The sequence below is a fragment of the Hydrogenispora ethanolica genome (assembly GCF_004340685.1).
Lineage (GTDB): Bacteria > Bacillota > UBA4882 > UBA8346 > UBA8346 > Hydrogenispora > Hydrogenispora ethanolica.
On the sequence record NZ_SLUN01000064.1, the window covers coordinates 1 to 15,634 of the forward strand.

Here is a 15,634-nt window from a genome sequence, read left to right on the forward strand (position 1 = left end):
TTGGATTCCCTCCCAGAACATTTGTTCTTTAGTTTATTTTATCACGAACATATGTTCTGGTAAAGCCCTTCCGGATCTAAATTTATAATCATCAGTGAGCTTGTTTTGTGAATAAGCAAGCTGGTTTTGTGAATAAGCGAGCTCGCTCAGTGACTCGGCAAGCTCTTTTTGTGGATAAGCAAGCTTGTTTTGTGAATGGGAGAGCTCGCTCAGTCGTTCAGCAAGCTCTTTTTGTGAATAAGCGACCTATTTTTGTGGATAAACGGATCCGTTTAACGTGGTTAATGGTTTTGGCTGTGGATAAGTCCGGAAAGTGCGGCAAAACCGGGTACGGTCAGAGGGTAAGCGGAGCGAAGTTGATACTCGGTAAGTCCAATTCTCCTGATGGAAAATTGAATTACCGGGATGGAAAAACTATTTCTCCGGCCCCCAAATAGCGATGCCGGGGACAAAAAATTCCATGCCGGGGAGGCATTACGGCATTTTGACGCAACAATTCGCATTTTGGGCAGTCGGAAGTTGGGACGGCTGTTGGAAAGGGTTTACAGAGGGTTTAACCGGATAAAAGGGTAAGTTACCAACGTTGATTTTGGATTACCATTCGGTAAACCGATTGTATTTCCATGAACCCATACATATAATAAGCCTAAGAGGGACAGGAAAATAAATAAAGGGACATAAAGCGTCCCATCTATCCAAAAGGAGGAATTTACGATGAAGAAATGTCCGGATTGTCACAAAGCGATCGGCTACGGCCGGGAGTTTTGCCCGCATTGCAGCGGAGAATTGTTTCCCGGAAAACGGAAGCATTTTGATTACAGCTGGATGGCCGGATTGAACGGACTTTTGGGGAAAAGCGGAGATTAGTAAACCAATCTTCGCTTTTTTATTTTATTTCCTGGTTAATAATTCCCTATACTTTTGCAGCTTTTCCGGATCTTCTTCCAAAACCCCGGAAGTGTAAAAGACGATCCGGCCGGGTTCGTTCCGGTTCGCCAGAAGCCCCTTCTCGTCCAAAAGATTTTTTAAGCGGCGCACCGTTCCGGAACTGCCATCGATGATCGCCACCCCGGCGGGGAGGAGCCGTCTGAAAGCTTCCCGATAATGGGGAAAATGAGTACATCCCAGGACGATCGTGCCATAATGGCTCAGGTCAAAGGGGGCCAATTCTTCCTTTAAGTAGGGCAGAATTACCTCGTCGTCAAAAATAAAGTGCTGTGCGTACTCTACCAGCTCCGGCAGAGGAAGCAGGTCCACCACATGTTCATCGTCAACCCGCGCCACTAAATTTTGAAACTTCTCTTCTTTTAACGATAGCGGGGTAGCGGTGACCAACACCCGCTTATGATTGCCCCGGTTCTGCTCCACCGCTGGTTTGACTGCCGGCTCCATCCCGATAATCGGAAAATCGTAACGGGTCCGCAGATCATTGGCTGCCACAATCGTGGCGGTATTGCAGGCAACCACCAACGCCTTGATGCCCTGTCCAACCATGAATTCCACCGCATCAAAAATATAACGCCGCACCGTTTCTTTGGGTTTGATTCCATAGGGTGCGTGCACCGAATCGGCGTAATATAAATAATCTTCATTCGGCAAAAGCGCTAACGCCTCTCTCAGCACGGTTAAACCGCCAATGCCCGAATCCAGAAAACCAATATACACGATCAATTCCTCCGAATTGGTTAAAGGTCCATGCGCTTCCTGCCGGAAACTAAAATTTTCTGTAACGCTTATACGGCATGACCCATAGAAACCTGAGTGAAGGCACACAGGTATTATATCACTTTTTGAGGAGATTTCGCTTGATTTTCATAAAAAATGATATTCAGCCTTTGCTGCCTGCTGAAACGATGTAAAAAAACAACGGTGGTCTTTCGGGCACCGTTGTGATACAATCCCCTATTATCAGAAGTTAAGCCATGAAGGATCTTCGAGCCCCCGACCTAAGCCTGGTCAAGTTGACTCACCGAATTGCCCGGTATCGATCCAATCATTCTTTAAAATGGTCCACCAGTCCTCCGCCAATCCTTTTTGAAGATACTCATAAGGCAACCATCCGTAGCCGTCGTTTCCCCATGCCTTCCCCCAGGAGTTACGGATCAAGAATGCGCCAGTAGTCTGAGAGCCCCTTGCATTTTGATTTTGGATCTTGGTTTTATTATCATAGCCAACGACCATCACTGCATGCCCACCCACCACTGATTCTCCAGGTTCGGGAAATGGGATCTTGCCATCGGTCTCGGCTTGTTCGATGGAACTATAGACAGTAAACCCGAAGATCGCCGGGAAACCCTGGGCCAGATTCCGCTTAATCCGGTTTAACAAGGCAGTTTTGGTGATTCCGGGCGGATCCAGGCGTACATATTTGATGGTTCGATAGTTTTGCGCAAAGGAATAACAGAAAGCGCTCGGCTCGACATCGTAATTCTGGACATTATAAGGCCAGTATTCTTCCGGAGGCACGCCAAACAGCACCAGCGCCCCCAGTGTCGAACGGAGGTAGGCTCCGGTGTCTCCTGTTAAATGTAGAAAGTTCCGGGTGGTTTTGTATAAGAACAGACGGGATGCGTCGAGATATTTGCCGAAAGCCCGGCGCTCGAAATACTCGACCAGACCAACGCCGGCATTGGCTGTACATGAGCCGATATCACCCTGATCCTCTACCGGCGAACACCAAGCGCGCAGATCGACAGTCGTCGGCAAAGCGACCGCTTCGGGCTTAACCGAGGTAACTCGTTCCAGCTGGGGCGCCACTTGTTGATGATCGAGAGTATAATCGCGAAAATCGGGAAAATCCGGCAGCCACCCCATTTTTCGAGCAACAATACGCGGCATCGGAAAGTCCTCCTCGTTGTCTCTCATGATATGGATACAATAAAAAAAGTCCGTATACTTTACGGACTAAAAATATCTATGTAGCAATGGTAGCTTTTAGAACCTGTTTATTCACTCCGGCCCAATTCGCGCCAGGCAATGTCTTTTCGATAATAAATTCCGTCAAAATGAATCCGGGATAAATCACGATAAACGCCATCGACCGCTTCCCGGATACTGTCGCCAAGATGCACTACGTTCAGGACCCGGCCTCCGGCAGTTAAAACCCGACCTTCCGCGGTAGTTTTAGTTCCGGCGTGGAAGACCAGCGAGTCGGCAACTCGTTCCAGTCCGTTGATGGGCAAACCGGTCGGGTAAGTTCCCGGATAACCCGGAGCCGCGGCCACCACACATACCGCATATTGGCTACTCCGCCAATGAATTTTGTCCGGATCAAGCTTGCCGGCGATGGCATCTAAAAAGATTTGAGCCAGATCGGATTCGAGTAACGGCAGTACGACTTGGGTTTCGGGATCACCGAATCTTACATTATACTCCACGACTTTCGGGCCGCTTTGGGTCAGCATCAAACCCAAAAAGAGCGTTCCCACAAAAGGCGTCCCTTCTTGGCGCATGGCCTGAATCGTCGGATTGAGGATCTCCCGTACTACTCGTTCCGCCACGTCCGGAGTGTACGCGGCAGTCGGCGAGTAAGTTCCCATTCCTCCCGTATTGGGTCCGGTGTCATGATCACCGATGCGTTTATGATCCTGGGCCGAAAGCATCGGCACGGCCCGGTTTCCATCACAAAACGCCAGCAAAGAAACTTCTTCGCCTTCCATATACTCCTCTACCACAATGGCGGAGCCGGACTCCCCGAAGATGCGGTCATTCATCATCCGTTCCACCGCCTGCAGGGCTGTCGATAGATCCATCGCCACTACCACGCCTTTTCCCGCAGCCAGACCGTCTGCCTTGATCACCGCCGGCGCTCCAATCTGTTCGATATATCTCCGCGCTGCCACTGGATCCGTAAAACTTTGGTGCCGGGCGGTGGGGATACCATGCCGCTGCATGAAAGCTTTGGCAAAGACTTTACTCGACTCCAAACGTGCGGCTGCCTGCGTTGGACCGTAAACTAATAAGCCTTTCCGCTGAAAAATATCAACCGTCCCGTCGGCCAAATAAGCATCCGGTCCCACCACCGTCAAACCGACCTGATTCTCTGCGGCAAACTCAGCCATTCCAACGATGGAATCGATCGTCACATTCTCCGCGAACTGCGCCGTACCGGCATTGCCCGGCACACAATAAATATGGGTGACCAACGGGCTCTGGGAAAGCTTCCATGCTAACGCGTGCTCACGACCGCCCCCGCCGATAACCATTACTTTCATCGTCATTCCTCCGGTTCAGGTTTCATTGGTAAGACGAAAGGCTCCTAGATCATCCATCGGCCTTTCACCTCCTGCAATCTCAGCAATCGTTCCGCGAAGACTAATAAAGAGGTTGACCGACGATTCTCTGATAGGCTTCCAGATATTTAGCGCTGGTTTTTTGAATTATTTCGACCGGCAAGGCTGGGGCCGGGGGCTGTTTATTCCAATCCAAGGTCTCCAAGTAATCGCGGACGTACTGCTTGTCAAAACTCGGTTGGGACTGACCGGCCCGATACTGATCGAGCGGCCAAAACCGAGAGGAGTCGGGAGTGAAGACCTCGTCCACCACAGTCAGTACCCCATCCACCCAAGCAAATTCGAACTTCGTATCGGCGATGATGATCCCATTGGCCTCTGCCCGCTCCGCCCCAAATTGGTAAAGGCGGAGCGAATAATCTTTTAATAATCCCGCCAATTCCGCGCCGACTTTCTGACTTAGCTCCGCATAGGTTAAAGGCGCATCATGCCCGGTACTCTCTTTTGTCGTCGGGGTGAAGATCGGTTCCGGCAATTTGCTGCTTTCAACCAAGCCCTCCGGGAGTTTGATGCCAGAAACCGCACCCGTCTGTTGATAATCTTTCCAGCCGCTGCCCGCCAAATAACCACGGACGATGCATTCCACCGGAACCACCTGTCCTTTTTTCACCAGCATCGAACGGCCGCGTAACATTTCCCGCTCCGCTGAAGTAAGGCCGGGCACCTCATCGATCTCCGCCGAAATGAAATGGTTGGGTAGCAATTCTGCGGTCTGACGGAACCAATGGACCGAGAGTCCGGTCAAAACGCGTCCTTTCTCCGGAATCGGCTCATTGAAAACAACATCGAAGGCGGAGAGCCGGTCCGTAGCTACGATCAATAGGTGCTGATTCAGATCGTAAATATCCCGGACCTTCCCCCTGCCAATCATCGGAAAACTTTTGAGGGTGGTGGTAGAAACCGCCATTTGTTAAACCTCCATATCCTAGAATCGAAAAGCCATAGGATAAAGTTTTTTGAATCGGAAAATCATCGTGTGAAAAGTTTGAAAACGACTTTATCCCTTGCTTTTCAGAGTTTTTGTAAATACCCTGTCCTTCGGACAGGGTTTACACAACGCGTTTAAAAGTCTCCGGGTACCAAAAAGCATGAGAAAGTAGCTTCGCTGGCCATTTCATTGCCAATGAAAGTTTTCCCTTCAAACTTACCGATCTTCCCTTTAAATTTCTTGACAACTACTTCGATTCGAAGCTGATCCCCAGGGCGAGCCTGCCTGCGGAAGCGAACCCTCTCAATGCTCGCGAGGAGCGGATTTTGACACTCTTCATCCAGCAGATCTTTTACCACGAATCCGGCAACCTGGGCCATGGCTTCCACTTGCAAGGCTCCAGGAAACACTAAACTACCCGCATCCGTGTCATTATTATAGAAATCATTCCCGGAAATATTTTTGATACCAATCGCATGATGGCCGGTTTCGATCTCCAAAATTCGATCCACTAATAAGAACGGATATCGATGCGGCAAAAACTCTTTGATCTGCAAGTTATCTAGCATAGGGCACCTCGCATCAATGTTTAAAATGACGGATACCGGTAAAGACCATCGCCATCCCATAGCGGTCGGCCATCGTGATGGAGTCTTGATCGCGAATGGAACCTCCCGGTTGAATAATCGCAGTTACACCTGCCTTAGCCGCTTCTTCTACTGAATCCGGCATCGGGAAATAGGCATCCGAAGCCAAACAGGATCCTTTCACCTTCTCGCCCGCCTGCCCAATCGCAATACAAACCGCTCCCACCCGGTTCGTCTGTCCCGGCCCGATCCCTATCGTTCCATTGTCTTTCGTAATGACGATGGCGTTCGATTTAACATGCTTAACGACTTTCCACCCAAAAAGAAGCTCTTTCAACTCATTCTCAGTTGGCTGTCGTTGGGTGACAACTTTTAGATCGGACGGTTGTACCTCCGCCAAATCGAGATCCTGAACCAGCAGTCCGCCAGCGACCTTCTTCAAGTCCAGTCCCTTTTGACGGGAAGCATGGCTGAGTTCGGGAAGTTCCAGCAGACGCAGGTTCTTTTTGCGGGCCAGCACTTCAAAAGCTTCCGGCGCAAACTCCGGCGCGATGACGATTTCGAGAAACAATTCGCTCATGGCTTCGGCAGATCGCAAGTCGACGGGGCGATTGAAAGCCACGATTCCGCCGAAGATCGATACTGGATCGCTGTCAAATGCTTTTTGGTATGCCGAGAAAGGCGTATCCGCCACGCCAACACCGCAAGGATTGGCATGTTTGATGGCGACCACTGCCGTTTCTGAAAATTCCTTGACCATTTCAATCGCAGCATTCGCATCATTGATATTATTAAAGGACAATTCCTTGCCGTGAAGTTGCTTGGCCGCGGCCACCGTGCCCGGCAAGATTGGACGCTCTACATAAAAAGCGGCTTGCTGGTGCGGATTTTCGCCATACCGTAAACTTTGCTGCTTGTGGTAAGTCAATTGCAGCAGTTCCGGGTGCCCGTCAGCGCTTGGAGTATATTTTGAGTTAAAATAGTTAAAGATCATCGAATCGTAAGCGGCGGTCGTTTGAAAGACCTTCAAAGCGCATTGTTTGCGAAATTCGAGGGTCGTTTGGCCTTGATTGGCCCGAAGTTCCTTGATCAATACCGGATAATCGGCGGGGTCCACCACTACCGTTACATCATGATGGTTCTTAGCGGCGGATCGTAACATGGAAGGGCCGCCGATGTCAATGTTTTCAATGGCATCTTCCAAGGTAACTTCCGGTTTGGCAACAGTCGCCGCAAACGGATAGAGGTTGACCACAACCAGATCGATGGGGCGAATTCGTTGCTCCGCCAGTTGGCAACGATGTTCCTCCGAATCGCGAATTGCCAGCAAACCGCCGTGGATCGCCGGATGAAGCGTTTTAACCCGGCCGTCGAGAATCTCCGGAAAACCAGTCACATCCGAAATATACGTGACGGGGAGACCTGCCTCTTGGATAGCCTTAAAAGTTCCGCCGGTAGAAATCATCTCCACCTTGGACGCAGCCAGAAATTGGGCCAATTCAAGCAGGCCAGTCTTATCCGACACACTGAGCAACGCCCGTTGGATCTTTGCCATGATTCCGCCTCCTAATAGAATTTAGAATAATGATAGCTAGCGTATTTTACAATCCCATCCAATTTTATATAGGGAATAAGAACGATTCTTTATACGGAACGAACCCGTAGCCCATCAATGACGAACCGCCCTTCCAATACGAACTTGACGGCCTCGGGATAAATCTGATGTTCGACCTGGAGCACCCGTTCCGCCAATGTATCCGGCGTATCCTCTTCAGCGACCGCGACGATTCCTTGCGCGACAATGGGGCCCGCGTCGGGCTCGGCGGTCACAAAATGAACAGTGGCTCCGGAGAACTTAGCCCCCGATCGCAATACCGCCTCATGAACATGGTGTCCGTACATTCCCTTTCCGCCAAAGGCGGGCAATAAGGCCGGATGAATATTTAAGACCCGATTCAGGTATGTAAGAAAGAAAAGCGGATCCAAAATTCTTAAAAAGCCGGCCAAACATACCAGGTTAATTTGATATTCCTTTAATGCCGCGATTATGGCTGCGGTAAATTCGGTGACTGACCCGAACTGACGATGGTCGATCACCACTGCCGGAATTCCGTGTTGCGACGCCCGCTCTAAAGCGAAGACCCCGGCTTTATTACTAATGACTACGCCGATTTCTGCCGCAAAAAAGCCTTCCTCCGACGCATCGATTAATGCCTGTAAGTTCGTTCCGCCGCCGGACACCAGTACGCCAATGCGTTGTTTCACTCCGGATCCTCCATAAAGACTTCGCGGTCCCCCTGGATGACCGCTCCAATCAAGTAACTTTCGGGCACCGCCGCCTGAAACGCGGTGAGGGATTCTTGAGCTACGATCGCCACCATTCCAATTCCCATATTGAATACCCGATACGCTTCGGCATCAGGAATACCGCCGGATTCCTGCAAAAACCGGAAGATTGGCAATACCGGCCAACTTCCTTTTTGGATCTGAACCGCGCATCCTTCCGGGAGAATCCGCGGAATGTTGTCGATAAAGCCGCCCCCCGTCAAATGAGCCAAACCTTTGCAGATCTTTTGAGTAATCAGAGGATACAGCGCCTGAAAATAGGAACGATGTGAGGCAAGCAGTTCTTCTCCGATGGGCCGCTCCAGCCCCGCAACCCGATCGGTCGGCTGTAGCCCGAGATCTTCAAAGCAAATCTTCCGGGCCAGCGAATAACCGTTGGTATGCAAGCCCCACGACGGTAGCCCGAGGACCCGGTCGCCCGGTTGGATCGCCGCTCCGGTAATCAATTCATCCCGTTCCACCACTCCGACAATGGTACCCACCAGATCAAACTCGCCACTAGAATAAATCCCGGGCATCTCGGCGGTTTCTCCGCCGATTAACACACACCCGTTCTCGCGGCAACCGCGGGCCAGACCGCTGACCACCGCTTCAATCATCGCCGGACGGACAGTGCCGGTCCCGATGTAATCCAGGAAAAACAGCGGTTTTGCCCCTTGAACCAGAATATCATTGACACAATGGTTGACCAAGTCGTAACCGACGGTATCATACCGTTCCAAAGCAAACGCGATCTTTAGCTTGGTTCCGACCCCATCGGTGCTGGACACCAGAACCGGGTTGCGGTATTGTTCCGACGGAAAGGAATAGAGCCCGCCAAAACTGCCCAAATCTCCGATGACTTGCCGGTTGTGCGTTCCTTTCACCAACGTTTTAATGCGACGGACCGCCTCGTTTCCGGCATCAATATCCACGCCGGCTTCTTTGTAAAGGTCAGCGATGATACTCACTCCTCCAGTAAAAATTTATCTCTGCTCTCTTCTTGCGGGATGGTAATGGGGTAGTTTCCGTTAAAGCAGGCTACGCAAAGGCCTTCCTTGGGCTCGACCGCGCGGTATAGCGCTTCCAGGGAAAGATAGTTTAATGAATCGGCACCGATGAAACGACGAATCTCCTCCACGCTATGGGAGGAAGCAATCAGTTCCTTCCGGACCGACGTATCAATTCCATAGTAACAGGGATGGGTAATCGGAGGAGCGCTGACGCACATATGAACCTCTTTGGCTCCAGCCTCTCGCAGCAGATGAATAATTTTGCCGCTGGTCGTGCCACGGACAATGGTGTCGTCGATAATGACGACCCGCTTTCCTTGTAAGACGCTTTCGACTGGATTCAGCTTGATCCGGACTCCCATGTCCCGCAATGCCTGATTGGGTTGGATGAACGTTCGTCCCACATAGGTGTTTTTAATGAGGCCGATATCATAGGGAATCCCCGACGCCTCGGCGAACCCTATCGCCGTCGATAATCCGGTATCCGGGACCGGAATGACCACATCGGCTTCATGTTGAAATAATTTCGCTAATTCCCGGCCCATCGCTTTCCGGGCCATATGGACATTCAAACCGTCAATGTTGCTGTCGGGCCGGGCAAAATAGATATATTCGAAGATGCAAATCGCTTGACTGGGAGCAGGCGGCAAATGATAGCTGCGCAAGCCGTCACGGTCAATCATTACCAGCTCGCCCGGCTGGATGTCCCGGATGAAACGTGCTCCGATACTGCTGAACGCACAACTCTCGGAAGCCAGGATATAGGCATCCGCCAGTTTACCAAGGCACATCGGCCGGACCCCGTAAGGATCCCGTAATCCGATCAATGCGTCCTTCGACATGATTACTAACGAATAGGAACCCTTGAGGCTCTGGGCCGCTTTCAAAATCGCATCGGCCAGATTCTCCCGGCTGTGCCGGGCGACAAGGTTCATGATCACTTCAGTGTCGGTAGAGGTTTGAAAGACCGAGCCGCCGTTTTCCAACTCTTTCCGGAGATCCTCGGTATTCACCAGGTTGCCGTTATGGGCTACCGCCAGCATTCCTTTGGAACAGCGGGCCAGTAACGGTTGGGCGTTGGCCAGCAAACTGGAACCCGTTGTGGAGTAGCGGACATGGCCGATGCCGATCCGTCCTCTCAGCCCGTCCAAAATATCCCGGTTAAAAACATTGGATACCAAACCCATATTCTTGTGGACCGATACGTGAGTCCCGTCGGAGACGACCATCCCCGCGCTTTCTTGTCCGCGATGTTGTAAGGCGTACAGACCGAGATAGGTCAAAGCTGCGGCATTACAGTCTTCATCATTGCTATAAACCCCAAAGATGCCGCAAGCTTCTTCCGGTTGTTCATCCCATAAAAAATCGTCAGCCTGCTCTATCGGTTGGGCCAAGTCTTCCAACTCCTTAGAATTTTATATAAGAAGAAATAAATTTCTTCAGTACGATTTGCATCCTAAGGCCGAATGCAAATAAAATTAAATTGGAATTTATTTTATCCTAGCTACTCAAATCATCAAACGTTTTTCCCAAAGATCACAAAGATATTCGGTTTTTCGTTCGGCCCATCCCCGATATTGTTCGGGGTGTTCTAAAACGCCGCGTTGTTTCGGGGTTAGCCGTTCCCAATAAGGGAATAGTTCTTCTTGCGTCACCAGCAATTCGCGCAATGTTTTTCCGGTCTGTTGCGATTTCAGGGTCAACTTGCGAACCGCTTCATGCGCATCCGGGTGGCCGAGGGATGCCAATAAGATATAAAGCGGCTCGGCGATTACCATCTCCTTGGTCATTTCGAAATTCCGCTTCATTCGGGACTCATCGACCACTAATTTTTTCATGACCCGCGTCAACCGATCCACCGCCGCCACAAAGCCGACGACAATTTCCGGCACGAACCGGCCGGAAGCGGAATTGGTCAAGTCCCGCTGGTGTTCAGAGATCTGATCCGCATATAAGGTGACCATGCGCGGCATAAACTCTTTCCACATGCTTTTCACATGCTCGAAATTCCAGGGATTCCGCTTGTGGGGCATGGTCGAGGAACCGACCTGAGTGGCTTCGAAAACCTCTCCGACCTCACCGATCTCGGTGCGCTGCAGATTCCGGATGTCATCCGCCAGGTTGGCCAGGACGCCGAAAGCCGAGAGGATCGCATGGATATAATCGGTCAAATATTCAGGTTCGACGATCTGATTGGAGTAGATGGCCGGTTGCAGGCCTAATTCCCAAAGAACCTCGGTCTCGAACTCCATCGGATCATCGAAAAACAACGAACTGGCATTATATGCTCCGACCGCGCCGGAAATCTTCCCCCGCAAATTATCAGCGGTCTGCTTGACACATTCGATCCGGGAGCCCAATCGGCTGACATACTCCGCCATGGCAAAGCCGAACGTGATGGGTACAGCATGCTGGCCATGGGTCCGCCCTACTTGCAGAGTCCCTTTTTCACGGCGGGCGATCGCGATGAGCAACGCTTCCAACTCCAGCATCTTGGGGAGAACCACTTTCTCGGTGGCCTCTTTGAACCGTAATGCCGTGGCGGAGTCCATGATATCCACCGAAGTGGTCGTGAAATGAACGTAGGGTCTGGCTGCTTCGCTCACCCGATGCTGAATGCAATTGACCAAAGCCCGGATGTTATGCTTGGTCTTCTCTTCTTCCAGGTATACTTCCTCCGGTTCAACTTCATTGCACGCCTGGGACACCTCGGCGGCGATCGCCTGGCTACAAAGGCCTCGTTTGGCTAGAACTCTGACCAGCGCCGCCTCCACTTTCAGTTCGTACCGAATGTAAGCATTTTCGGAAAAATACTCTGCCAATTGATTGAAGAGCGGCTCATTTGAGGCATAATAGCGGTGATCCAGCGGGCTAAGGTTCAAGAAAATATCGCGTTCCAATCGATAACCCCCTAAAAAAAATAAATGGGCGGATAGGTACCCTTGAAACCTATCCGCCCGGGTTTTTATCCCTCTACGGTGTAACACCCGCAGGTGCCTGCACCACTTGGACCAGTCTCCGGCTCACCGGACGGAACCCTAGGTGCACTTCCATCATATGAAATTAACTGCTTAAATCATAACAAAACCGGGGCCGGTTGTCAATCAAACGGCTTCGTTTTTTAACTTGGTGTTCAAAAGTTCAAGCTTAACCACTAACAATTTTCTCATCGGAACGGATTCAAAAACAATTTCGGCACCTCCGAACGGTTTCGCTTGAGTAATTCCGGAGAAAAGCGAAGATCTCAGCGCCCGCCGGCAAGCCGCTTCCCGAGTTGCTGCGCTTCCTGCAAGCGCCCGGGTTGGTCCGTCACCTCGCCGACCCGGGTAACGCCGGGTACAAGTACCGTTCCGGCGATGGGCATTTCCAAAAAAGCCAGGCTCAGCTCAAAGAAGGTCAGCAGCGGCGCCGCGGTTTGCTCCGCCGTTTCTTCGAAGGGGACGACGATCCCCGCCGGTTTGCCCCTCACCATGCCCCGATGGTCCGGACAGTTAAAATAGACAAAGCGATCAATAAAACCTTTCATTAATGCGGTAGGGCCATACCAATAGACCGGCGTGCCGAAGACGACGGCGTCACTAGCGCCGATCCTGGCGTAGAGTCTGCTCATATCATCCTGCTTCACGCAGCGGTCGCTCCTCCAGCAGGCATGACAGCCATCGCACTCTTTGATATGCAGATCGTTCAGAAAAATCAGCTCGGTTACGCCGCCGCCATCCCGGGCTCCCTGTAAAACCGCATCCACCAGCCGGTGAGTGTTGCCATTCCGCCGGGGACTGCCGACGATTCCCAGGATCCGATTCATGGTTTCTCCTCCGAATTTTTCCGAACGTGTTGATGATCCTGAATGTGCCGGGTGCAATACTCATACTCGCCGTCGCAGAGTTTGCAGTAGGAAAAATCCATCTTGGGGTGAGTCTTATCCGTGATGCCGCAGGCCGCGCAGCGATGAAAGACCGGCGTATCACCCAGTTGTTCGAAGAAACGCTTGCGGTTTTGGTGGACCTGACGGTTAAGCTTTCCGGTGGCTATCAAGTCGGCGCCGAAAAAGACAAAATAGTTGACCACCGAAGCCACGGCCGCGGCTTTGCTCCCCCAGGAACCCGTCAGCACGGTCCAGGCCAAAACTGCCCAATTGAGCCAGGCCAAATATTTAATCTTGACCGGAAGGACGAAGAACAGCATGATCTGGTAATTCGGAAAAAGATAGGCGAAGGCTAGAAAGAGCGACAGATTCAAATACACGCCGGTGGCTCCGCCGAAAAGGAAGGCGACGACGATCGTGGCCAGCATTCCGATGAGGTAATAGAGGTTAAACCGGAAACTGCCCCATTCATGCTCCAAATTGACACCCACCAGGTAATAGAAGTACAAGGTGAAGATGATCCATAGCGGCGAGACCATCGGGGGAATAAAGATAAAACTGATCAAACGCCAGACCTGGCCCCGCAGGATGAGGGCGGGATCCAGTTCCAGCAAACGAATCACCGAACCGGTCCGGTCAAAAAACATCAAGCCGTAAAATACCGCGTTCAAAACAATGACGTAATACATCAGATTGCGGATGGCATAACGGCCAAGGCGGCGTTCGATCGTATTCAACCAATTCATATTGTGGCGTCCTCCCGTGATGATGCTTTATTTTTCCCATTTTTCATCGAAACTGCTGCCGAAAAGGTTCTTTTCGGCTTGCCGTCCGGCCGGAGCGGGGTAGCCCGGCGGCATCAGAAACCGCGGCCATATTCGGCGGTGATTTTCCGGGTCAGGCCGGCCTTTCTCAAAAAGGACTCATTCAATCACTCGACAGCGCTATCCGGAATTCAGCCTCGGAGCGTACGAGGCTCTCAACAATGAATTCGCAGAATTTTCAGAAATCCCTTTTTTCTTACGACGCTTGGATATGATTCGGCCAAAGCGGTTCTTGAATGGCGTAAGCTCCGGGGTACTCGGAAATAAAACCAAACCAACGAAAATTCCTTCCGTTGGTCTGGTTTTATATGGCATATTTAATAATTGTTAATTGTTTTTAAATTTTTTATCTCACAAAAGTAATTTGTAAGAGTTCGTTTTTATGGAGAATGAGAATTTCAATTTGCGAGAACTCAAAAGGCATTTGCCGTCATGTTTGATGTCGGAGCATCAACCATGGAAGGTTTTCTCCTTCAACTTTTACCTCAATGACTGCCCCGTCGTTTTTCAGGGCCTGAAAGCTCTCCTGAAAATCCGGCGCCGGCCAGCGGAGGATGGAACGGAGTTTTCTTTCCGAAACCGCGTAACAGTTTCGGATGGTCTGGCGCAGGATGTTCGAACGCGCCTCGGCCGCCATCGGCAGTCCCGTCAGAATCTCGGGCGGCGCCTGCCGTTCCACCAGGTCCCAGGTATGGAGGGTCCATCCCTCCAGCGAACCGCCGGCGACCGTGAGGAAAAACCGGGATTGCAGATGTTCCAGGGCCGCGGTGAAACGGTGCCGCTTCCCGTCGAAAAGCGGTTTAGCCATGGCCCATAATTCCCTGGAATCCACCGGGCCGGATTCGGCGACGAGCCGGTAGAGATCCCGCTCATTCCGGTCCAGGCGGCCGTTCTCATATTCGTAATCGGGATCGCCATCGGGACCGTACACTTTTAAAAACGACGGATACAGCCGCCAATCGATGAAGGTGCCGCGGCCATGGATCAATTTCGTATAGGCGCACCGTTTTTGCTGAGGCAAAGTTTCTTTCCAAGCCCAGGCCCGGTCGGTAATGGCAAAACCGTCCCAAGCTTCCGCTTCATCGGCTTCCGAAAGGCTGGGCAGAGGGATCCCTGCGATCGGCATCAAAAGGACAAAACCCCGCTCCCGAATGAAACGGCAGGCTTCCGCATCGTCGTGGATGCCCCGACCACTATGTAATCGGTTGAGCTCGGCGCGGGCCGCTCGCAACTGGGAAAGCGTCAAAAATCGCTCGGACATCTGCTTTCTCCTTCGGGTATGGATACTTTCTCTGATAATCTTTCGCAATTTTTTAAAAACTTCCTCCCGCGATCGGCGATTTTACGATCGTTTCAGTCCGATAAAAAAATTAAAACGTTATCAAGTTCGCTCCGCTCACTCACGAAGGGATTGAAGGATAAGCCATGGCTCGCCTGGCAGATACGTGACCGGGTTGAGGAGCTGAAAGAGAACGTTTTGGGAGTCCCGGATCACTTTCGGTGACTAAAAGAGCTCATTCAGTCGTCGGGCAAGCTCTTTTTGTGGATAAGAGAGCTTGCTCAGTCGTTCAGCGAGCTCTTTTTGTGGATGAGTGAGCTGGTTTTGTGAATGAGCAAGCTGGTTTTGTGAATAAGTGAGCTCGCTCAGTCACTCGGCAAGCTCTTTTTGTGGATAAGCGAGCTGGTTTTGTGAATGAGCAAGCTGGTTTTGTGAATAAGCCCCCCACCCCAACAAAGTTGGGACAAGCGAAGCGATGAAAATGAAAGAATTGCGTTAAAGGAAGTAATCGGTGAAAGAAG

14 protein-coding genes and 1 riboswitch are annotated in these 15,634 nt (G+C 51.2%); of the genes, 1 reads left to right on the plus strand and 13 read right to left on the minus strand.

Features of this window, described 5'->3' with window-relative positions; genetic code table 11:
- Positions 1 to 714: 714 nt before the first annotated feature.
- A complete protein-coding gene (locus EDC14_RS27020; protein WP_165908336.1) occupies positions 715 to 867 on the plus strand; it encodes a hypothetical protein in 153 nt (50 codons plus the stop codon).
- A gap of 24 nt (positions 868 to 891) precedes the next feature.
- Here the strand turns inward: EDC14_RS27020 and murI are convergent, their stop codons facing one another.
- From murI to EDC14_RS25850, 13 genes are all read right to left on the minus strand, one after another.
- Positions 892 to 1,665 carry a glutamate racemase gene (gene murI, locus EDC14_RS25790; protein WP_132018058.1) on the minus strand — a complete coding sequence of 258 codons (774 nt, stop codon included), beginning with the start codon at positions 1,663 to 1,665 and terminating at the stop codon, positions 892 to 894.
- Positions 1,666 to 1,956: 291 nt separating this feature from the next.
- On the minus strand, positions 1,957 to 2,838 hold the full coding sequence (locus EDC14_RS25795) for a C1 family peptidase (protein ID WP_132018061.1): 882 nt from the start codon (positions 2,836 to 2,838) through the stop codon (positions 1,957 to 1,959).
- Positions 2,839 to 2,945: 107 nt separating this feature from the next.
- The gene (gene purD / locus EDC14_RS25800; protein ID WP_132018064.1) at positions 2,946 to 4,214 is read right to left on the minus strand and encodes a phosphoribosylamine--glycine ligase; all 1,269 of its coding nucleotides are present in this window, start codon (positions 4,212 to 4,214) and stop codon (positions 2,946 to 2,948) included.
- Positions 4,215 to 4,314: 100 nt separating this feature from the next.
- Positions 4,315 to 5,199: a phosphoribosylaminoimidazolesuccinocarboxamide synthase gene (locus EDC14_RS25805; RefSeq protein ID WP_132018067.1), complete on the minus strand. Its 885-nt coding sequence runs from the start codon at positions 5,197 to 5,199 to the stop codon at positions 4,315 to 4,317.
- Between the two features lie 155 nt (positions 5,200 to 5,354).
- A complete protein-coding gene (gene fabZ, locus EDC14_RS25810) occupies positions 5,355 to 5,789 on the minus strand; it encodes a 3-hydroxyacyl-ACP dehydratase FabZ (protein WP_132018070.1) in 435 nt (144 codons plus the stop codon).
- A 13-nt stretch (positions 5,790 to 5,802) separates the two neighbouring features.
- Entirely contained in the window at positions 5,803 to 7,362 is a 1,560-nt protein-coding gene (purH, locus tag EDC14_RS25815) for a bifunctional phosphoribosylaminoimidazolecarboxamide formyltransferase/IMP cyclohydrolase (protein WP_132018073.1), read from the minus strand.
- Between the two features lie 89 nt (positions 7,363 to 7,451).
- Complete coding sequence (purN, locus tag EDC14_RS25820) at positions 7,452 to 8,072, minus strand: phosphoribosylglycinamide formyltransferase (protein ID WP_132018076.1); 621 nt, start codon at positions 8,070 to 8,072, stop codon at positions 7,452 to 7,454.
- Positions 8,069 to 9,103, minus strand: coding sequence for a phosphoribosylformylglycinamidine cyclo-ligase (gene purM, locus EDC14_RS25825; protein ID WP_341540196.1), 1,035 nt, complete (start codon positions 9,101 to 9,103; stop codon positions 8,069 to 8,071). The genes purN and purM overlap by 4 nt, the downstream gene beginning before the upstream one ends.
- Positions 9,100 to 10,539, minus strand: a complete 1,440-nt coding sequence (gene purF / locus EDC14_RS25830) for an amidophosphoribosyltransferase (RefSeq protein WP_243663125.1) — start codon at positions 10,537 to 10,539, stop codon at positions 9,100 to 9,102. The genes purM and purF overlap by 4 nt, the downstream gene beginning before the upstream one ends.
- 114 nt (positions 10,540 to 10,653) lie before the next feature.
- Positions 10,654 to 12,045 (minus strand): lyase family protein, encoded by a 1,392-nt coding sequence (locus EDC14_RS25835; protein WP_132018079.1) that lies wholly within the window; start codon positions 12,043 to 12,045, stop codon positions 10,654 to 10,656.
- A gap of 52 nt (positions 12,046 to 12,097) precedes the next feature.
- Positions 12,098 to 12,198: riboswitch (guanidine-I (ykkC/yxkD leader) on the minus strand.
- Between the two features lie 191 nt (positions 12,199 to 12,389).
- On the minus strand, positions 12,390 to 12,950 hold the full coding sequence (locus EDC14_RS25840) for a flavodoxin family protein (protein ID WP_132018082.1): 561 nt from the start codon (positions 12,948 to 12,950) through the stop codon (positions 12,390 to 12,392).
- Positions 12,947 to 13,756, minus strand: a complete 810-nt coding sequence (locus EDC14_RS25845) for a rhomboid family intramembrane serine protease (RefSeq protein ID WP_132018085.1) — start codon at positions 13,754 to 13,756, stop codon at positions 12,947 to 12,949. Before EDC14_RS25845 ends, EDC14_RS25840 begins: the two co-directional genes overlap by 4 nt.
- 508 nt (positions 13,757 to 14,264) lie before the next feature.
- Positions 14,265 to 15,095 (minus strand): AlkZ-related protein, encoded by an 831-nt coding sequence (locus EDC14_RS25850; RefSeq protein WP_132018088.1) that lies wholly within the window; start codon positions 15,093 to 15,095, stop codon positions 14,265 to 14,267.
- Positions 15,096 to 15,634 lie beyond the last annotated feature (539 nt).

What these genes read in the sequence shown, in the direction of transcription:
- EDC14_RS27020 (WP_165908336.1), top strand. Translation starts at nt 715, where the DNA reads ATGAAGAAATGTCCGGATTGTCACAAAGCGATCGGCTACGGCCGGGAG.
- EDC14_RS25795 (WP_132018061.1), bottom strand. Translation starts at nt 2,838, where the DNA reads ATGCCGCGTATTGTTGCTCGAAAAATGGGGTGGCTGCCGGATTTTCCC.
- purD (WP_132018064.1), bottom strand. Translation starts at nt 4,214, where the DNA reads ATGAAAGTAATGGTTATCGGCGGGGGCGGTCGTGAGCACGCGTTAGCA.
- EDC14_RS25805 (WP_132018067.1), bottom strand. Translation starts at nt 5,199, where the DNA reads ATGGCGGTTTCTACCACCACCCTCAAAAGTTTTCCGATGATTGGCAGG.
- fabZ (WP_132018070.1), bottom strand. Translation starts at nt 5,789, where the DNA reads ATGCTAGATAACTTGCAGATCAAAGAGTTTTTGCCGCATCGATATCCG.
- purH (WP_132018073.1), bottom strand. Translation starts at nt 7,362, where the DNA reads ATGGCAAAGATCCAACGGGCGTTGCTCAGTGTGTCGGATAAGACTGGC.
- EDC14_RS25840 (WP_132018082.1), bottom strand. Translation starts at nt 12,950, where the DNA reads ATGAATCGGATCCTGGGAATCGTCGGCAGTCCCCGGCGGAATGGCAAC.
- EDC14_RS25845 (WP_132018085.1), bottom strand. Translation starts at nt 13,756, where the DNA reads ATGAATTGGTTGAATACGATCGAACGCCGCCTTGGCCGTTATGCCATC.
- EDC14_RS25850 (WP_132018088.1), bottom strand. Translation starts at nt 15,095, where the DNA reads ATGTCCGAGCGATTTTTGACGCTTTCCCAGTTGCGAGCGGCCCGCGCC.